Origin of the sequence: Nakamurella multipartita DSM 44233 (assembly GCF_000024365.1) — a bacterium.
GTDB lineage: Bacteria > Actinomycetota > Actinomycetes > Mycobacteriales > Nakamurellaceae > Nakamurella > Nakamurella multipartita.
Genome location: NC_013235.1, coordinates 4,059,920 through 4,075,709 on the forward strand (window position 1 = coordinate 4,059,920; position 15,790 = coordinate 4,075,709).

14 protein-coding genes, 3 pseudogenes and 1 other annotated feature are annotated in these 15,790 nt (G+C 68.5%); of the genes and pseudogenes, 10 read left to right on the forward strand and 7 right to left on the reverse strand.

Annotation, left to right across the window (positions count from 1 at the left end; all coding sequences use genetic code 11):
• The first annotated feature begins 13 nt into the window (after positions 1-13).
• Genes NAMU_RS18295 through NAMU_RS18305 form a run of 3 tightly spaced genes read left to right on the forward strand, consistent with a single transcriptional unit; the run spans position 14 to position 3,796 of the window.
• Entirely contained in the window at positions 14-1,195 is a 1,182-nt protein-coding gene (locus NAMU_RS18295; protein WP_015746535.1) for a tyrosine-type recombinase/integrase, read from the forward strand.
• Positions 1,185-3,344: a tyrosine-type recombinase/integrase gene (locus tag NAMU_RS18300; RefSeq protein WP_015746536.1), complete on the forward strand. Its 2,160-nt coding sequence runs from the start codon at positions 1,185-1,187 to the stop codon at positions 3,342-3,344. Before NAMU_RS18295 ends, NAMU_RS18300 begins: the two co-directional genes overlap by 11 nt.
• Positions 3,341-3,796 (forward strand): DUF6262 family protein, encoded by a 456-nt coding sequence (locus NAMU_RS18305; protein WP_015746537.1) that lies wholly within the window; start codon positions 3,341-3,343, stop codon positions 3,794-3,796. Before NAMU_RS18300 ends, NAMU_RS18305 begins: the two co-directional genes overlap by 4 nt.
• 45 nt (positions 3,797-3,841) lie before the next feature.
• On the opposite strand, the pseudogene NAMU_RS18310 reads toward NAMU_RS18305, so the two are convergent.
• Positions 3,842-4,192, reverse strand: a pseudogene (locus NAMU_RS18310) (ATP-binding protein); the annotation flags it as partial.
• On the reverse strand, positions 4,192-5,424 hold the full coding sequence (gene istA, locus NAMU_RS18315) for an IS21 family transposase (RefSeq protein WP_041369125.1): 1,233 nt from the start codon (positions 5,422-5,424) through the stop codon (positions 4,192-4,194). The pseudogene NAMU_RS18310 and the gene istA, both read right to left, overlap by 1 nt.
• Positions 5,425-5,799: 375 nt before the next feature.
• On the opposite strand from istA, the gene NAMU_RS29455 reads away from it, so the two are divergent.
• The 3 genes and pseudogenes from NAMU_RS29455 to NAMU_RS18325 all read left to right on the forward strand — a co-directional run.
• Positions 5,800-6,069 (forward strand): hypothetical protein, encoded by a 270-nt coding sequence (locus tag NAMU_RS29455; protein WP_138180327.1) that lies wholly within the window; start codon positions 5,800-5,802, stop codon positions 6,067-6,069.
• A gap of 14 nt (positions 6,070-6,083) precedes the next feature.
• Complete coding sequence (locus NAMU_RS18320; RefSeq protein ID WP_015748846.1) at positions 6,084-7,130, forward strand: tellurite resistance/C4-dicarboxylate transporter family protein; 1,047 nt, start codon at positions 6,084-6,086, stop codon at positions 7,128-7,130.
• A 38-nt stretch (positions 7,131-7,168) separates the two neighbouring features.
• Positions 7,169-7,555: pseudogene (locus NAMU_RS18325) on the forward strand (NAD(P)/FAD-dependent oxidoreductase); the annotation flags it as partial.
• Between the two features lie 248 nt (positions 7,556-7,803).
• Here NAMU_RS18325 and NAMU_RS18330 read toward each other — a convergent pair.
• Positions 7,804-8,184, reverse strand: a complete 381-nt coding sequence (locus tag NAMU_RS18330; RefSeq protein ID WP_217180481.1) for a hypothetical protein — start codon at positions 8,182-8,184, stop codon at positions 7,804-7,806.
• A 76-nt stretch (positions 8,185-8,260) separates the two neighbouring features.
• Positions 8,261-9,237: pseudogene (locus NAMU_RS30075) on the reverse strand (IS3 family transposase); the annotation flags it as partial.
• Positions 9,106-9,237, reverse strand: a sequence feature (AL1L pseudoknot). It overlaps the preceding pseudogene by 132 nt.
• 81 nt (positions 9,238-9,318) lie before the next feature.
• Between NAMU_RS30075 and NAMU_RS18340 the strand changes: the two are divergent.
• The 3 genes from NAMU_RS18340 to NAMU_RS30595 are packed head-to-tail and all read left to right on the forward strand — an operon-like array spanning position 9,319 to position 12,174.
• Positions 9,319-10,323 carry a tyrosine-type recombinase/integrase gene (locus NAMU_RS18340; protein ID WP_015746553.1) on the forward strand — a complete coding sequence of 335 codons (1,005 nt, stop codon included), beginning with the start codon at positions 9,319-9,321 and terminating at the stop codon, positions 10,321-10,323.
• Positions 10,320-11,444: a hypothetical protein gene (locus NAMU_RS30590; protein ID WP_217180483.1), complete on the forward strand. Its 1,125-nt coding sequence runs from the start codon at positions 10,320-10,322 to the stop codon at positions 11,442-11,444. Before NAMU_RS18340 ends, NAMU_RS30590 begins: the two co-directional genes overlap by 4 nt.
• Entirely contained in the window at positions 11,362-12,174 is an 813-nt protein-coding gene (locus NAMU_RS30595; protein ID WP_217180484.1) for a tyrosine-type recombinase/integrase, read from the forward strand. The genes NAMU_RS30590 and NAMU_RS30595 overlap by 83 nt, the downstream gene beginning before the upstream one ends.
• On the opposite strand, the gene NAMU_RS31895 is transcribed toward NAMU_RS30595, so the two are convergent.
• The 3 genes from NAMU_RS31895 to NAMU_RS18360 all read right to left on the reverse strand — a co-directional run bounded on the left by NAMU_RS31895 (position 12,147) and on the right by NAMU_RS18360 (position 13,329).
• Positions 12,147-12,479, reverse strand: coding sequence for a transposase (locus NAMU_RS31895; protein ID WP_015747772.1), 333 nt, complete (start codon positions 12,477-12,479; stop codon positions 12,147-12,149). The genes NAMU_RS30595 and NAMU_RS31895 overlap by 28 nt on opposite strands.
• 113 nt (positions 12,480-12,592) lie before the next feature.
• Positions 12,593-13,108 (reverse strand): hypothetical protein, encoded by a 516-nt coding sequence (locus NAMU_RS18355; protein ID WP_015748847.1) that lies wholly within the window; start codon positions 13,106-13,108, stop codon positions 12,593-12,595.
• Positions 13,105-13,329: a hypothetical protein gene (locus NAMU_RS18360; RefSeq protein ID WP_015748848.1), complete on the reverse strand. Its 225-nt coding sequence runs from the start codon at positions 13,327-13,329 to the stop codon at positions 13,105-13,107. The genes NAMU_RS18355 and NAMU_RS18360 overlap by 4 nt, the downstream gene beginning before the upstream one ends.
• Positions 13,330-13,391: 62 nt before the next feature.
• Here NAMU_RS18360 and NAMU_RS18365 point away from each other — a divergent pair, with 62 nt between their 5' ends.
• Positions 13,392-15,728 (forward strand): ATP-binding protein, encoded by a 2,337-nt coding sequence (locus NAMU_RS18365; RefSeq protein ID WP_217180485.1) that lies wholly within the window; start codon positions 13,392-13,394, stop codon positions 15,726-15,728.
• The last annotated feature ends 62 nt before the right edge of the window (positions 15,729-15,790 follow it).

Genomic DNA, 15,790 nt, shown 5'->3' on the forward strand with positions numbered 1-15,790 from the left:
TGGAACGGCAACGATGGCGCAGAGCGTGATGGCCCGACCCGACGGCGGGCCTCGCACGTGGACGGTGATCGATCAGGGATACCGGACGGTCGGACCGGTCGAGGAGTGGCTGGAGGCCCACCGGCATCTTTGGTCGCCGAACACGGTCCGCGGGTACGCGACCGCGCTGAGCCAGTGGTGGACGTTCCTTGAACAGCGGGCCGAGTCCGGGCGGTGGAACGAGATCGGCGTGCCGACGGTGTCGGCGTTCGTGTCCTGGATGCGCAACGGGCGCCGGGTCGAGCGTTCCCTGGTGCCGGAGGACGGGCCGTCGCCGGAGACGATGCAGGCGCGGCTGGCCGCGGTCATCTCCTTCTACACGTGGCACGAAGCCGTGTCCGGCGTTCCGGTGGCCGGCCGGTTGATGCGTGGAGCGCCGCGGCGGGCAGTGGCCCGGGGGCTGCTGTCCCATCTGGATGCCCGCTCGGGGCCCGCTCCGACGTCGCTGGTCCGGGTGCGCCGCAGCCGGCGGCATCGTCCGCCGTTGCTGATGCCCCAGCAGATCCAGGCGATCCTGGATGGCTGCGCCACCTACGATCCAGACACCGGTGAATGGGTCGGAAACCTGCGTGACCGGCTGCTTTTCGCCGTTCTTGCGGAGAGCGGCATGCGGATCGGCGAGGCGTTGGGTTTGCGGATCAGCGACTTCGTGATGGGTCGCGGCGGCACCCCGTTCATCGAGATCGTGCCTCGCGCGGACAACACCAATGGGGCGCGGGTGAAGATGATGCGTCCCCGCCGGGTCTACGTCGGCGCCGATCTCGAGCGGCTGTTCGCCGACTACCTGACCCTCCTGGCCTGCACAGCAGCCGATATGGGCATCGCGGTGGCGGCGGACTCGCCGCTGCTGGTCAACCTGCAACGGCCGCCGCTGCTGGCTGCGCTGCACGAGGGCACCGTCCGCGACAAGACGGCCGCGCTGCGGAAGAAGGGGATCGGCCCGCCCGGGTGGACCCCGCACTGGTTCAGGCATAGCCACGCGACCGCGTTGCTGCTGGCCGGCACGGCGGAGTGGGTGGTGTCCCGTCGGCTGGGGCACGCCCACGTCCAGACCACGCTGGACCTCTACGGCTGGGTCCGCGAGGACGAGGCGCTGCGGGCGGCGGCGAACTGGACGTCGTACGCGTCCAATTGGCGGGTGACCGATGCGCCGTGAACCGGGCGGGGGCCTTCGGCCCGCCGAGGACCTGGATCCCGTTCATCGGCTCTGGCTGGAGCTGCCCGAGCAGTGGCGGGGTCCGGTGATCGGACCCGGCATCGCGAACTGGGACCGGATCACCGAAAACGGCGACAGGCGAATCGATCTGACTGGGCTGCCTGACCCGTTCCCGGCCGAACTCGCGTGGATGGCGCACTGGCAGTCCGTCGACGGGACCCGATCGACGGTGCTGGCGATGAACCAGCTGGCCAACATCCTGCGCCGCGCCATCCGCGAGGGGCACCCGTTCCCCACCTCGATGCTGGCCTTGGACTGGGAGACGGCCTCGGCGTTGCAGGGGTGGTTCTACGCGCACCGCTGGGGGCGGCTCCCACCCAAGGACAGCCGTAGCCGGCTGCGGGTGCTGTTCCGGTTCGCCCGGCAGGCGTTGATCGCCCGCTGCCACGATGGCCCGTGGTGGACGCTCGACGAGTGGCATCCACGTTGTGATCCGCGGATACCGCTGTCGACCCGGGAACCACAGGCCAACTACGGGTGCTCGCCCGGGCAGATCACCCAGCCCTGGCTCCGGGAAGCCGTCAAGTGGTACCTGGGGACCCAACTGGAGTCCGGGGCGCTGCGCTGGACGACCGTGAGCCAGGACCGGATGAATTGCCTGCGCCGGTTCGACGTCTGGCTGACCAGTTGCCTGGACGATCCCATCGAGGTGCTCGGCGATCCAGCGGCGGCCGCCGGGCAGGCGGACAGATATCGACGTTGGGCCATGGAACCGGGCCACCGGAAGACCGGCACGTTCGACCGTCGGACGCCCCCGAAGCCGGCCCACCCGCGCCTGATCAACGACGACATCCGGGCAGTGGCAGATCTGTTCACCTTCATGGTGGCCAACCGAGACCGGGCCCACATCGTCACCGGATACGCCGTCTGGGATCGGGTCACCGACACCCACGTGGCCGGATGGTTCCGCCAGGTCTCCCGCATCCCGCGGACACCCACCCTGAACGACCGGCACTACGTCGACGACCACGCGCTCGCCCAGATTCCGGGTGCGCTGCCGTTGCTGGGCTTGCCCCGGGACCAACAGATGACGATCACCCGGGGCGACGGCACCCAGGTTCTCGCCGCCGGCTTCGACGATCCGCAGGCGATGCGGATGATCCTGCTGCAGATCCTGACCGGGCGTCGGTCCAGCGAGATCCGCACGTGCGAGTTCGATTGCCTGTCACCGGCTCCCGATATCTCGGTGCAGTCCGGGCAGGACCAGGAAGTCGTCCGGTTCCGCTACGCCCAAAGCAAGATCGACACCGCGCCGGACACCATCCTGGTCGACCGCGAGGTCTCCGCGGTCATCGAGGAGCAGCAGCGTTGGGTCCGCGAACACCTGCCGGAGTTCGAACCGCGGCATCTGTTCGTGCAGCGGACCGGGAACCGCAACGGCGACAAGCCCTACCCGCCGGGAACCTACAACTGGATGCTCCGGGAGCTCAGCAACGTCGCGCGGATCACCGACGGCCAGGGCCGGCAACTGCAACTGAGCAACACGCACCGGTTCCGACACACCAAGCTCACTCGGCTCGCCGAACTCGGCCTGCCCATCCACGTCCTGCAGCGGTACGCCGGGCACGCCACACCGACCATGTCGATGCACTACGTGGCGCAGCGCGAGGAACACGCCGAGCAGGCGTTCCTGGCCACCGTCAAGCTGCGGGCCGACGGCAGCCGGGTCCAGTTCTCCCGTGAGGACCACGACGGCCTGCACCTGCTCGACCGGGCCGACCGGTTCCTGCCCAACGGCTGGTGCCTGCTGCCCCCGCTCCAATCCTGCGACAAGGGCAACGCATGTTTGAGCTGCTCGGTCTTCGTCACCGACGCGACCCACGAGCCGACACTACGACGCCAACAGGCCGAGACCGAAGCGTTGATCACACGCACAACCAACGCGTTTCGGGAGAAGCACGGTCGCGCCATGCCCGAGGACAATGTTTGGCTCGCGCAGCGTCGAGCCGAGCAAGCGGCGCTCACCCGGCTGTTGGACACGATGGCCGACCACCCCGAACGGGCGGTGCAAGGAGGCGGATGCGGCGCACCTCCGACAGGCCCGGTGCCCCTGGCACTCACCGGACCCAGGCGCAGGACCCGGCCATGACCGACGCGAACGCGAAACGCGCCGCGACGCTGACCGCCGCAGCCAAAGCGAAATCAGCCGCGAAGACCCAGGCCGCCGAGCAAGGCATCCGCGCGCTGGTCAAACGGGGCGAGTCCGTCACCTTCCAGGCCGTTCAACGGGAAGCCGGCGTCTCGCACGCCTTCCTCTACGGCAGCCCGGACCTCCGCGCGCGGATCGAGCACCTACGTTCCCGCGGCCGCCCGGGACCGACGCCAGCCAACCCACCGGACTCGGAAAGCACGCTCGTCCTGAGCCTGACCGCCCAGATCACCCAGCTCAAGAAGCGGCACCGGCAAGAGATCCAGACCCTCAAAGACGCGCTCGCGCAAGCCCACGGGGAGAACCTTGAACTTCGCCGCGAACTCGCCCGCAAGGGCAGCTGCGCCCGGCACCACACCGCTCACGTTGCATCGATCGCAGAAACGTCATGACCAGCGCAAATGTCGCTCGCAGGAGCCCAAACCGTCGATAACGCCCGGGCCGAGTAGGACGACGTTGCGGGCTTCGGTGAGGAAGCCACCCGATGCCAGGGCGGCGATCTGTTGGCGCGTGGCGGGTTGGGCGTCCCAATCGAACTCCTCGATCGTCTTGCGTGCGGCGAACCCGGCCGCGCGGATCCGTAGCTGGGCGCCGGATGCGTTGCGGGCGGCGACCTCCCGGTCCAGGACCGCGGCGAGGTACTCCTCGTGGGTCCAGCCGGCGTCGCGGGCGTGGTCGGCCAACCGGGCTGCTGCTTCGGTGATCCGTGGCGCCTTCAACGCCGACGCCAGGTAGGTCAGCTGCTTGAGCGCCTCGGTCGTGCCGCTGTTCGTCTTCGCCGAAGCCATTACGCCACCTCCTCGCCGTCGGTCAGGCCGCCGGTGATGAGCCCGAAGGCGCGGTCGTAGTCGGCCAGGTCCCGGGCAAGTTCGTCGTGGTGGCCGGGTGCTGGTCGGGGCAGTTGGAGCTGCTCGCGCAGCGCCTTCGCGGCCGCGACGTGGGCGGGGTCGGTGACGACCTGTCCGCGGGCCCACACTCGTTCATGGGCTGCGACGAGGCGTCCTTCGTGGCGGACCTGGACTCGTGCCAGGTCGGCGGTGACGTCGACGAACCGGCCGATCACTGCCGGGTCGACGGAGTAGTCGTTGCTGTCGACGCGGACGTAGTAGTCGCGTCCCAGCCGGACTCGGTTGATCCAACCCACCGCTGGCGGCACTGGTGGCAGGGGCAGCATCGCCGCCCGGTCTGCATCGAGCCGGTCGATGGGTCGGGCCTTGATGGTGCGCACCACTCGGGCGTTGGCGATCGTGAGCCAGTCGGTGAACTGGGCGTCGAAGTCGGCCGGCGACGTGAAGTCGCGGCCGGGCATGAAGGAGGTCTCGAAGTAACCGTTCCTGCGTTCCACGACGCCTTTCGATTCGGGGTCGTAGGGCTTGAGCCGGATCAGGGTGGTGGCCAGGGCGCCGGTGAACGCGCCCACACCTTCAGCGTGGCGCTTGCCGCGGCCGATGCCGGACTCGTTGTCCCAGATCAGCCTGCGCGGGACCCTGCCCAGGAGTTGCAGCAACAGCCACATCGCCAGCAGGAGGTCGGCGGTGTGGCGGGTGGGGATCATCTTGGCGACCATGAACCGCGAGTGGGCTGCGGTGATCACCATGACCGGGAGCAGCGTCTTGCTGCCGTCCTCGAGCCGAATCTTCTTCGGCGGGAACCACAGGTCGCACTGGGCCGCATCGCCGGGCAGCCAGATCAACCGGTCCGAAGGATCGGCCGGCCGGTGTTCAGGCCGCAGCTGCCGCACGTTGTCGCGGAACCAGGTGATCGACCCGGTCCAACCGACCCGCTCGGCAATGACGGTGGCCGGCATGTCCGGCGTCGTGGCCAGCAGTTGACGCACCGCCGGTTCGAACGGTGTGAACGAGGTCGGCACCACTGGCCGCTCGTACTTCGGTTGCCGGTCCGAAGCCAACGCCCGCGCCACCGTCGCCCGCCCGATGCCCAGGTCCCGTGCGACCTGGCGCTGCGGAACACCGTCCGCCACCAGCCGCCGGATCAGAGCCCAATCCTCCACAGAGATCACCCATCCAATCTGTCTGGGTGGCCTCGTTTTCGGCCGTCGCTTTGGCCTCGTTTTCAAGCGTCGTCGACAGGAGTTCGACCCGGGGTCGGACCGAACTCGCCGGCGGGCATGCTCAGCTTCGAGCGTGGAGCGCGTAATCGGTCGGCCGACGACCCCGTCACCGACTGGGTACGGCGACCTGGTCTCCCTGAACCCGAGCCAACGCCCAGCTGACCGACTGCCAGCGGCGGTCGTGACGTGTGCTGACGATCAGGGGATCCGTTCGGTTGTCCACGGGATCATGCTGACCTTTTCGGCCGCTGCCGGCGATGACTCGCGGACACCGCTCGCCGCGCGGGAGCGCGCCATCCTGATCCGCGTCGTGGGATGAGAGGCTTGACCGTCAATGACATGGATTTCCAGCAGCGGGATCCCGACCGTCCGGGCGAGGCCGGTATCCGGATACGGACGTTCATCGAAGGCCGTGACTGGACCTTCTTGGGCCGAACCGTTGAGTCGTCAGCCGCGCCTGACGAACTCGGCGCCGGTTCGAATTTCCAGAATGGTCGAGTATTTCCGCGCGGCGGACCGGACACACCTCACTCGGTGATCCGGCCAGCCGATCAAGCGCCCAGGCTGCTCGTCGTGCCAGTTTCGGTGCGGTGAATCACCATAGGCTGATGCCGCACCGCGTCCAAATCGCCGCCCGTGACCTGCCACCCGGCTCGTTCGCTCCGGTGATGGCCAGCGGCATCATCGCGATCGCACTGGATCTGACCGGGCACGACACCGTTTCCCTGATCCCGGCCGGTGTGACCGGTGCGGGTTACCTGCTTCTGATCCTGATGACCGGGTACCGGGTGATCGTCTTCCCCGCGGCCTTCGCCACGGATTTCCGGTCCCGGTCCCGCAGCGTCGGCCACTTCACCTTCGTCGCGGGCACCAACGTGGTGGGAGTACTGGCCCTACTGCGAGGATGGCCGGCCGCCGCGATCCCCCTGTTCACGGTCGGCCTACTGGCCTGGTTGGTCCTGGGATATGTCGTGCCCTGGTCGGTGTTGCTAGGCCGGCGAGACAGCGCGGTCCTTCCCGCGGTGGACGGAACGTGGCTCCTGTGGGCGGTCTCCAGCCATTCTGTGGCGATAGCCGCCGCCGACCTCGAGGTCGCCTATGTCGGGGTTCGCCAGTATCTGGCCGCGCTGGCGATCCTGGCCTGGGCGCTGGGCGTGGCCCAGTACGGCGTGGTCGTGGTCGTGCTGCTTCTCAGGTTCGCTGCCCGGCAGATGTGCCCGGCCGATCTCGACCCGTCGTACTGGGTGTCGATGGGAGCGCTGGCGATCACTGCGGTCGCCGGCGCGCAGATCACCGAGATGGACAGCGCGCCCATGGTGAACGCCACCCGGGCGGTCATCGCCGGACTGTCCGTCATCGCGTGGTGCGTCGCCACCTGGCTGATCCCGGTACTCGTCGCGGTCGGCTGGTGGCGGCACATCCGGCACCGAATCCCGCTGCGGTACGAGCCGGGCTTGTGGAGCTTGGTCTTCCCGCTCGGCATGTACGCGGTCGCTGGGATCGACCTCGGTCGGGCGGACCATCTTCCCCTTGTCCAGACCATCGGCGCAGCATGGTCATGGGTGGCCACCGCGGTCTGGGCAACGGTCCTGGTCGCCTCGACCCGAATCGTGCCCGGCGGGGATGTCACCGCCAACCGGAGATGCCGCCGGTAAACAGCGTCCCCGACGGGGGCCTGTCGGAAGACCCGCGTCCCCAGCACGTCCGCGGCCAGCACATCACCGGCCACTGGAGCCACACCGACGCCCAACGAATAGCCGACCGCATGCAAGGGAAGATCGAGCGCGCCGCACCCGGATTCACCGACCGCATCCTGGCCCGCCGGATCCTCACCCCACCCGACCTGTACAACCGCGACGCCAACCTCGTCAGCGGCGCCCTCAACGCAGGCACCCCCGCAATCCACCAACAACTCATCTTCCGGCCCATCCCCGGCCTCGGTCGGGCCGGAACGCCCATCCGCGGGCTCTATCTCGGCTCCGCCGACGCACACCCCGGCGGCGGAGTGCACGGCGCCTGCGGCGCCAACGCCGCCCGAGCCGCGCTCGCCCACGACCGGCTCCACCCATTCACCAGGTGACGATTCAGCGCCTCCCCGTGATCCGTCCCGGGGCGCAGGGACCCGCTGGTATTCGGGCATGCAGTCGACCTCCAATCGACAATCCCGGCCGTTCAATGAGACCCGACCGATCCGATTCGACCGGTCGACCGGTCGAAATCGCTCTGAGCGGGACCCGCTGTCCGAACCAGGCGACGCTGTCGAAGGCACGCCGCTCGAGCAACGTGACGCCGTCGACCGCCTGCCAGACCGCCTGCGGGGCGCACCGATCACCCACCTGCGCCCAAGACGCCGACCGCGCGGGCGATGACCAGAAGAGAGGTGACCAACGCCGCGGTCGCCTGCACTCCCATCAGGATTTTCGCGCGGCTCGTCAACGGCATCGTGTCGGTCGGGCTGAACGCGCTGGAATTCGTCGTGGACAGATACAGATAATCCACGAAGGTAGAGATCCAATCAGCCTTCACGCTCGAACCGGCGGAAACCTCCACCACGGTGTCCTGGGTTTCGTCCTGGGTGAAACGGAAATCGGCCAGCGGCAATTCCGCGCGCGCCTTCTGTGTTCGTGATACCGGACCGCCCCGGTCCAGCTCCCAGTAGATCAACCCGAACGCGATCACGTTCGTCGCCCACACCTGCAGCGCCGCCACCAGCAGGCTCGTGCCGGCCGTGTTCTGGTCGCCGACCAGAACGACTGAATCGCCCTGGATTTGCTGGAGGCTCGGGTTACGCAGCCTCCCCGGCCGGGGCGCTGGTCTGCTGACGGTACAGCTGCTCGTAGGTGACGGGTGGCCGGTAGTCGATCGAGGAGTGCAGTCGGCGGGTGTTGAACCAGTGCACCCAGCCGGCGGTCGCGGTCTCGACCTGCTGCGGGCCGGCCCAAGAGCGCCGGTACCGGTCGATCAGCTCGGTCTTGTACAGGCCGATGGTCGACTCCATGAGCGCGTTGTCCAGGGCGTCGCCCACCGAACCGATCGAGGGCGCGATCCCGGCCTCGACCAGCGCGGTGGTGTAGGCGATCGATGTGTACTGCGACCCGGCATCCGAATGATGCACCAGACCGGTTGCCGTGAAACGGGTATCGGTGCGGCGCCGGGTGAACAGGGACTGCTCCAAGGCCGCGGTGACCAGCGCGGTCGTCATCGACGAGGCGACCCGCCAGCCCAGTATCCGACGGGAGTACACGTCCACCACGAACGAGACGTAGCAGAACCCGGCCGGGGTCCACACGTAGGTGAAATCCGCGACCCACCACTGGTCCGGCCGGGTCGGCGCCGCCCAGTCCCGGTTGATCAGGTCCGCCGGTCGCGGCCGGTCATCGGTCGTGCGGCGCCGGGTCGTCGTGGTTGTGTGATCGCCGCGGCGCACGCCCTTAGGCCGGCGATGCTCATCAGCCGGGCGATCTGGTCCCGGCCGACCTGGTGCCCTTCCTGGGTCATCAGCTGCCACATCTTGCGCACCCCGTACACGCCGTGGTGCTCGCGGTGCAGGTCGATGACGGTGTTGACCAGCTCCGCCTCGGCCCGCAGCGCCGGGCTGACCGGCCGCCGGCGGTGCGCGTAGTAGCTGCTCGGGGCGATCGGCATGGCGTGCTCGGACAGCACCCGGCAGATCGGCTCGACCCCGAACCGATGCTTGTGCGCATCGATGTAGGCGCAGATCACTTGAGTCGGCGGTCGAGCTCCGCCGCTGCAAAAAACGGCTTGATATGCGGGTGATCTGACACGTCGGGTGTCAGCCTTGGTGCCCGGCCCCGGGTTGGGGCCGGGCGAGGAGGTCCCGTGATGGAGTTCGTGCCCTGTTTGCAGCGCCCGGCCGGGGAGGTGCCGCGGCTCGGGGAGGTGCTGTTGGACGAGTACCTGCGGTTCGTCGCGGCGCGGTGTCGGCCGAATACGCTGCTGGCTCAGATGTTCGACCTGAAGGTGTTCTTCACGGTCGTGGGGCGGCCGCCGGTGGAGGTGACCACGGCCGACGTCCTTCGCTTCATCGAGCGGCAGCGGGCAGCCCGTAACGGCAACGTGGTCCGGCTCGCCGATGGCGAGTCGGGGTTGGCGTTGACGACGATCAAGCGGCGTCTCGCGACGGTCTCCGGCCTGTTCGAGTATCTGGCCATTCGCGGGTTGGTGGCACGGAACCCGGTGCCGCGCAGTCTGTCTGCTCGGCCGGGCCGGGCACCTGTGCGAGGTGCTCCGTTGATCCGGGCGCCGCGCCGGCTGCCGCGGATCCTGAGCCCGGCCGAGGTGAACGCGCTGATCAGCGCGCTGCGGACGGCCCGGGACCGGGCCATGGTGTGGCTGATGCTGCTCGGCGGCCTTCGCCGCTGCGAGGTCCTGGGCCTGCGGCATCGTGACGTCCAACCGGGCGAGCGGCGAGTGTTCGTCACCGGCAAGGGCGGCCACGAGCGGGTCGTGCCGGTCGGGAAGGTGTTCTTCGCCGAGCTGGCCGGCTATTACGCCACGGAGCGACCAGACACCGACACCGATCAGGTGTTCGTTGTGTTGAAGGGACAACGCCGAGGCCAGCCGCTGTCCGCGGCCGGGGTGGACGAGGTGCTCTCCGGCGCCCGCCGGCGGGCCGGGCTCGCCCACGCCACCTGCCATGAGTTGCGCCATACCTGCTTCACCCGGCTCCGCGAATCCGGGATGGCGTTGGAGGCGATCCAGGCCCAGGCTGGGCACGTCTCGATCGAGACCACCAAGATCTACCTGCATCTGGCCCCGGACTGGCTGGTCGACGAGTACCGAAAGGCGATGGACATCCTCGACGACATCGCGGGAGCTCAAGGATGAGCGGGACCGCCGAATCGACCGCGGCCCGGGCCGAGGAACCCGGGATCGGCCAGGCTCGGGCGGCCTACCTGGCCGACGCTGGCACCCAGCCGGCACGACTGTCCCGGTCGCGGAGCATCGGGCGGTTCGTCACCGAGTTCGGTGACGTGAGCGGTTGGCGGGCCTGCTCGGTGCCCGAACGGCTCGCCGCCGGAGACCAGGCGCGAGCCTTCGCGCACTTCGCTGTCGTGCACGACCGGGTCCCGGTCGAGGCCGAGTACGTCGCAGCCGTGACGTCGAGGTGGGGCCATCACGTCGCGAACCGAGATCCGGAGCAGGCTAACCAATTCCGGCGCCAGGCCGCGTCGTTGAGTTTCAATCGGTTGGAGATCGACAAGATGTGGTCCAAGCTCGCCCAGATCTGCGTCATCACCGGCAGCCGCCCGGACGAACTGAGCAGCGACAACTACGTGGCCGGGCGGGCCGCGTTCTGGGCCGCGGTCGTCGCCAAACACGGCGGCACGATCCCGACAACACTGGCGACCCCCCTGTTCGGCCTGGACGCCGTGATGTTCCACCGGGGCCAAGCGCCCCGACCCACGACACGCAAGTCATGGGCTGCCCGGTCGGTGCCGGAGACCAGCTGGGACCAGATCACCGCCGCCGCCCCGATGATGGCCGCCACCATGCACCGCTACCTGGACCAGCTGCGGGTCAGCCTGCGCGCTTCATCGGTCGCCAGCATCGAGATCACCCTGCGGCAGATCGCCGGGCACCTGATCTCCACCAGCAGCGTCACGACGGTCGCCGACATCGGCCGGCCGCAGATCGAGGCCTACGGGACCTGGCTGGCCGGGCGTGGCGGCTACCGCAAGAACAGCACAATCAGCAAAACGACCATCGGGATGCGGATGTGTCACCTCGGCGCGTTCTTCCGCCGGATCATCGAATGGGGCTACCCCCGACGCACCCCTTCGGCCACCGGTCTTCTCCTCCGACCGGCCGGCCAAAGACAAGCCGCTGCCCCGGTTCCTCGACGACGCTGCTACCGCCAAGTTCATGGCCGCGGCACGGGAGCTGCCCGACCCGTTCGGTCGGCTCGCCATCGAGATCTTGGCCCGCACCGGCATGCGCAAGGGTGAGCTACTCGGTCTGACCACCGACGCCGTTGTGCAGATCGGCTCCGCCTACTGGCTGCGGATCCCTGTCGGCAAACTCCACAACGACCGCTACGTTCCTCTCCACCCGCAACTGAAAACCATGATCGACAACTGGCTCGAACAGCGACCCGACTGGCAAAACAGCCACCTGCTGTTTACCGACCGGGGCCGGCCGATCCCACCCACCCGAGTCGACCACGCCGTTCAAACAGCCGCCACCGCAGCCGGTATCGGTCACGTGCACCCACACCAACTCCGGCACACGCTAGCCACCCAGGCAATCAACCGCGGCATGAGCCTCGAAGCGATCGCCGCGCTGCTGGGCCACAAGACGATGAGCATGACCCTGGTCTACGCGCGCATCGCCGACCGCACCGTCGCCGACCAGTACTTCACCGTCACCGAGAAGGTCCAAGCTCTCTACCAACAGCAGCAACCCGCAATGCTACCCGCCGCGGACGAACCAGCCCCGATGCGCAAACTCCGCGCCGAACACAGCAAACGCATGCTCGGCAACGGCTTCTGCACCCGACCCGCCGAACTCGAATGCCACTACGAAACGATCTGCGAGTCCTGCACCTTCTTCGTCACCACCATCGAATTCCGACCCACCCTGCAGGCTCAACGTGACGACGCCGCCCGCAAGGGTCAAAGCGGCCGTCAGAAGGTCTACGACGGACTCCTTCAGCGACTCGCCGACACCGCTACTTGACACCGATCACCCACATAAGCCGAAGCGGTGCGCAGAATCTCGTTCGCACGGCGTAGTTCGGCCACCTCCCGGCGCAGCCGGACCAACTCGGTGTGTTCGTCGCTGCTGGTGCCCGGACGCTGCCCGGCGTCGATCTCGGCCCGCTCGATCCACCCCCGGAGGGTCTCGGATTTCACGTCGATCAGCGCGCCAATCTGCCGGCGGGCCTCGATCGCCGACTCACCCGGATGCGCGGATCGGCGTTCCCGGTACATCCTCACCGCACGGTCACGGGTCTCCTGGTCGTACTGGCGTGGTGCTGGCATGGCTCGATTCTCCTTGCGAGATCAGAGCCTGCAGCAGATCCAGGACATCTCACCTGCCCATCGCTTCGACGGTCCAGCCGTCGTGCCGCACGCACCTCGGCCGGTGAGCGGGGTTAGGGCCGGGGATTCTTGGGCGCGGCCGGCGTTGAGCGCCAGCGGTCGCCGGGCGTGGCCAGGTACTGCCGGGCGACGTAGCCCCAGGGGATGACGGCCAGGATGACGACGACCCAGAGGTTCTTGGCGAACAACTCCGTGGTGGCGGCGTCCATTCCGTCCCCGACCAGCTGCGGCAGGGCAACGACCGCAAACCAGGTCAGCTTCCACATCGACTCGAACAGCAGGATGGGCAGCATCTTCACCGGGTACCGCAATCCGAGCAAAGCCAGGAGTGACATCGCGAGCAGCATGCATTCGACAACCCCTTGTGACAGGGTCCAGGACCCGGCGTTCGCAACGAAGGCCGGCCATTTGACCAAGGCCAGTCCGCCGCCCATGACCAGGTAACCGAACCTGAGGACGTAGAGGCGGGGCAGGGACAACCCGCCCCCGGGTGCGGTGGGGATGCGGTCGGTGCCGCGGGCCGTGGGGGCGGCCGGTTGGGCGGCCGCGGAACTGGTTGGGGATGTCATCGAGTGTTCTCCTTCTGGTGGGCAGGCGTGGCCTGCAGGGCGATGACCTCGCAGCCGCGGAGGGCTTCGAGGAAGGGTTGGAAACTGCCGGCGACCAGGCAGCGCACGACCTGACCTTCGATCACGACCTCGCTGACCCCGGAGGCCCGCGCGAGCTGCCGGGCGGGCGGTGCGCCATCAACCATCACTTCGACCCGCTGCGTGAGGTGCTGTGCGCTCATGCAGTAAACGTACGAAGCGGCAGGGGGGCCGTCTTCGGTGGAACCACGGATCTGGTACGGAGTTGAACGCTGTCGAGCACCCCGCTGTAGCGTCAGCCCTCGTGGCGAGGCGCAGCTCCACGTCGGGGAACCTGCCCGCCGAGACGACGAGCTTCATCGGCCGTCGCCATGAGCTGGCCGAGACCCGTCGAAAGCTCGGTCTCGCGCGCCTGGTGACCCTGGTCGGGCCGGGTGGTGTGGGGAAGACCCGGCTGGCGATCCGGGCGGCGGCCGACTTCGCGCGCGGCGTCCCGGACGGCGCGTGGTTGGTCCAGCTCGCCGAACTGCGGGACGCGGCGCTGATCGGCAACGCGGTCCTGGCCGCTCTGGATCTTCGTGACCAGGGCGCCGCCGGGCCGCAGGCCCTGCTTCGCTCCTATCTACGGGACAAACAGCTGCTGCTGGTTCTGGACAACTGCGAGCACCTACTGCCGGCGGCCGCCGAGCTGACCAACGACCTGCTCAGGGCCGCGCCAGGCGTGAGGGTGATCGCGACGAGCCGGGAACCGTTGTCGCTCGACGGTGAACACGTGCTGCCGGTGCCACCGCTGCCGCTGCCCTCGGCGACCGCCACTGAGGCGCTGGACCGGGTGCGCCAGAACGAGACCGTGCAGCTCTTCATGGAACGGGCGGCCGCAGCATCGGGGAGTTTCGAGCTCACCCAGGGCAACCGGGCCGCGGTGGTCGAGCTCTGTCGGCGGCTGGACGGATTGCCGCTAGGGATTGAGCTCGCGGCGGTGCGGACCCGGGTGCTGAGCGCGGAGCAGATCCGCGACCGCCTCGGCGAACGGTTCGAACTGCTCACCGGCGGCAGCCGAGCGGCCTTGCCGCGGCACCAGACCCTACGAACCACGATCGAGTGGAGCTACGACCTACTGACCGGCGACGAGCGCCGGCTGCTGAGCCGGCTGTGCGTGTTCGCCGGCCGGTTCGCGTTGGACGACGTCGCGGCGGTGTGCGGCTGGGACGGCCTGCAGCCGGTGGATGTGCTCGACCACCTGTCGTCGCTGCTGGACAAGTCGCTGGTGATGAAGCATGACGTCGCCGGCACCGCGTGCTACCGGCTGCACGAGACGATGCGCGAGTACGCCAGGCTGAAGCTACGGGAGGCCGGCGGCGAGGTTTCGGTCGAGCGGCGATGCATGGGCTACTACCGGACCCGGTGCCAGCAGTTCGCGGTCGAGGGAAGGCACCAGCTGGTGGAGTGGCTTCCGTGGGTGGAGCTGCGGATCGACACCATCCGGGGTGTGCTGCGCCGGACTCTGGACAAGGACGAGGTTCCGGCCGGCACCGAGATCGCCGTCTTCCTCATGCGGTATTGGATTACCCGCGCGACCACGGAGGGCGTGCGGTGGCTCGACGAGCTGATTGCCGCGGGCGCCCAACACGGCATCCACCCCGGTGTGTACTTCGTTCGTGGGTTCCTGGCCGTCCTGCAGGGCGATCCGGCGGCTGCCGTGCCGGCGCTGGAGCGGTGTGTGAGCGCAGCCCGCGAGACGGGTCCACCCGAGAACCTGTCCCGGTCGCTGTCGATGGCGTCGATCGGTGCCGGTCTGGCGGGGGACCGCGAATCTTCCAGGGGCCTGCTGAAGGAGGCTCGGCTGGTCGCCGACGACTTGGGTGACCTCGGCGCGACGCTGATGCTGCACCAGGCCCAGGCCCTCAATGGTCTGCTTGACGGCGACCTCGCGGTGGTCGGGCCGGCGGCGGCGGAGGGGGCGCGACTCAGCCGGGAGGCGGGTGACGTGTACAGCCTGGAGATGATGGTGATGAACCAGGCCCTCGCCGCCGTGATGTCAGGGGATCTCCGCGAATGCGAGCGGCGGTCGACCGAAGGCCTGCGGATCGCCGACCAGCTCGACGACCGCGTCGCGCATTGCTACCTGCTCGGCGCTCTGGCGTGCTGCGCGGCGGCCTGGGGCGAGCACCGACGGGCCGCGCAACTCATCGGAGCAACGGACAGCGCCCGCACCGAAGCCGGGGCGAGGATCCACTTCGGCCTCGCTCCGGCACTGGACAAAGCAACCAGGACAGCGGCGGCGGCGCTGGGATCGGCGAGATACGCGGCAGACTTCGCCAGCGGACAACAACTGACCCGCCAAATGGCGTCCCGGCTCGCGCTCCGTGAGGCCGCCCCGGCCGCGGCCGATGCCGTCAGGAACCCCGGGCCCTCCGGGGCACTGAGCAGGCGTGGAACGCAAGTGGCGCAGCTGGTGGCCGAAGGTTTGACCAACCGGGAGATCGGCGCCCGCCTGTTCATCTCCGAACGCACCGTGGAAAGCCACGTGGGTACCGTCCTGAACACATTGGGCTTCACCTCGCGGGCGCAGATCGCCGGATGGGTGGCGTCCGGAAACTGAAGCACATGACCTAGCGGCTACCAATCCCTGAGAGCCTCTCTAGTCTGACTGCGAATTGGAAT

What these genes read in the sequence shown, in the direction of transcription:
- NAMU_RS18295 (WP_015746535.1), top strand. Translation starts at nt 14, where the DNA reads ATGGCGCAGAGCGTGATGGCCCGACCCGACGGCGGGCCTCGCACGTGG.
- NAMU_RS18300 (WP_015746536.1), top strand. Translation starts at nt 1,185, where the DNA reads ATGCGCCGTGAACCGGGCGGGGGCCTTCGGCCCGCCGAGGACCTGGAT.
- NAMU_RS31895 (WP_015747772.1), bottom strand. Translation starts at nt 12,479, where the DNA reads ATGCCAGCACCACGCCAGTACGACCAGGAGACCCGTGACCGTGCGGTG.
- NAMU_RS18360 (WP_015748848.1), bottom strand. Translation starts at nt 13,329, where the DNA reads ATGAGCGCACAGCACCTCACGCAGCGGGTCGAAGTGATGGTTGATGGC.
- NAMU_RS30590 (WP_217180483.1), top strand. Translation starts at nt 10,320, where the DNA reads ATGAGCGGGACCGCCGAATCGACCGCGGCCCGGGCCGAGGAACCCGGG.
- NAMU_RS18340 (WP_015746553.1), top strand. Translation starts at nt 9,319, where the DNA reads ATGGAGTTCGTGCCCTGTTTGCAGCGCCCGGCCGGGGAGGTGCCGCGG.
- NAMU_RS18320 (WP_015748846.1), top strand. Translation starts at nt 6,084, where the DNA reads ATGCCGCACCGCGTCCAAATCGCCGCCCGTGACCTGCCACCCGGCTCG.
- NAMU_RS18305 (WP_015746537.1), top strand. Translation starts at nt 3,341, where the DNA reads ATGACCGACGCGAACGCGAAACGCGCCGCGACGCTGACCGCCGCAGCC.
- NAMU_RS18355 (WP_015748847.1), bottom strand. Translation starts at nt 13,108, where the DNA reads ATGACATCCCCAACCAGTTCCGCGGCCGCCCAACCGGCCGCCCCCACG.
- NAMU_RS30595 (WP_217180484.1), top strand. Translation starts at nt 11,362, where the DNA reads ATGGCCGCGGCACGGGAGCTGCCCGACCCGTTCGGTCGGCTCGCCATC.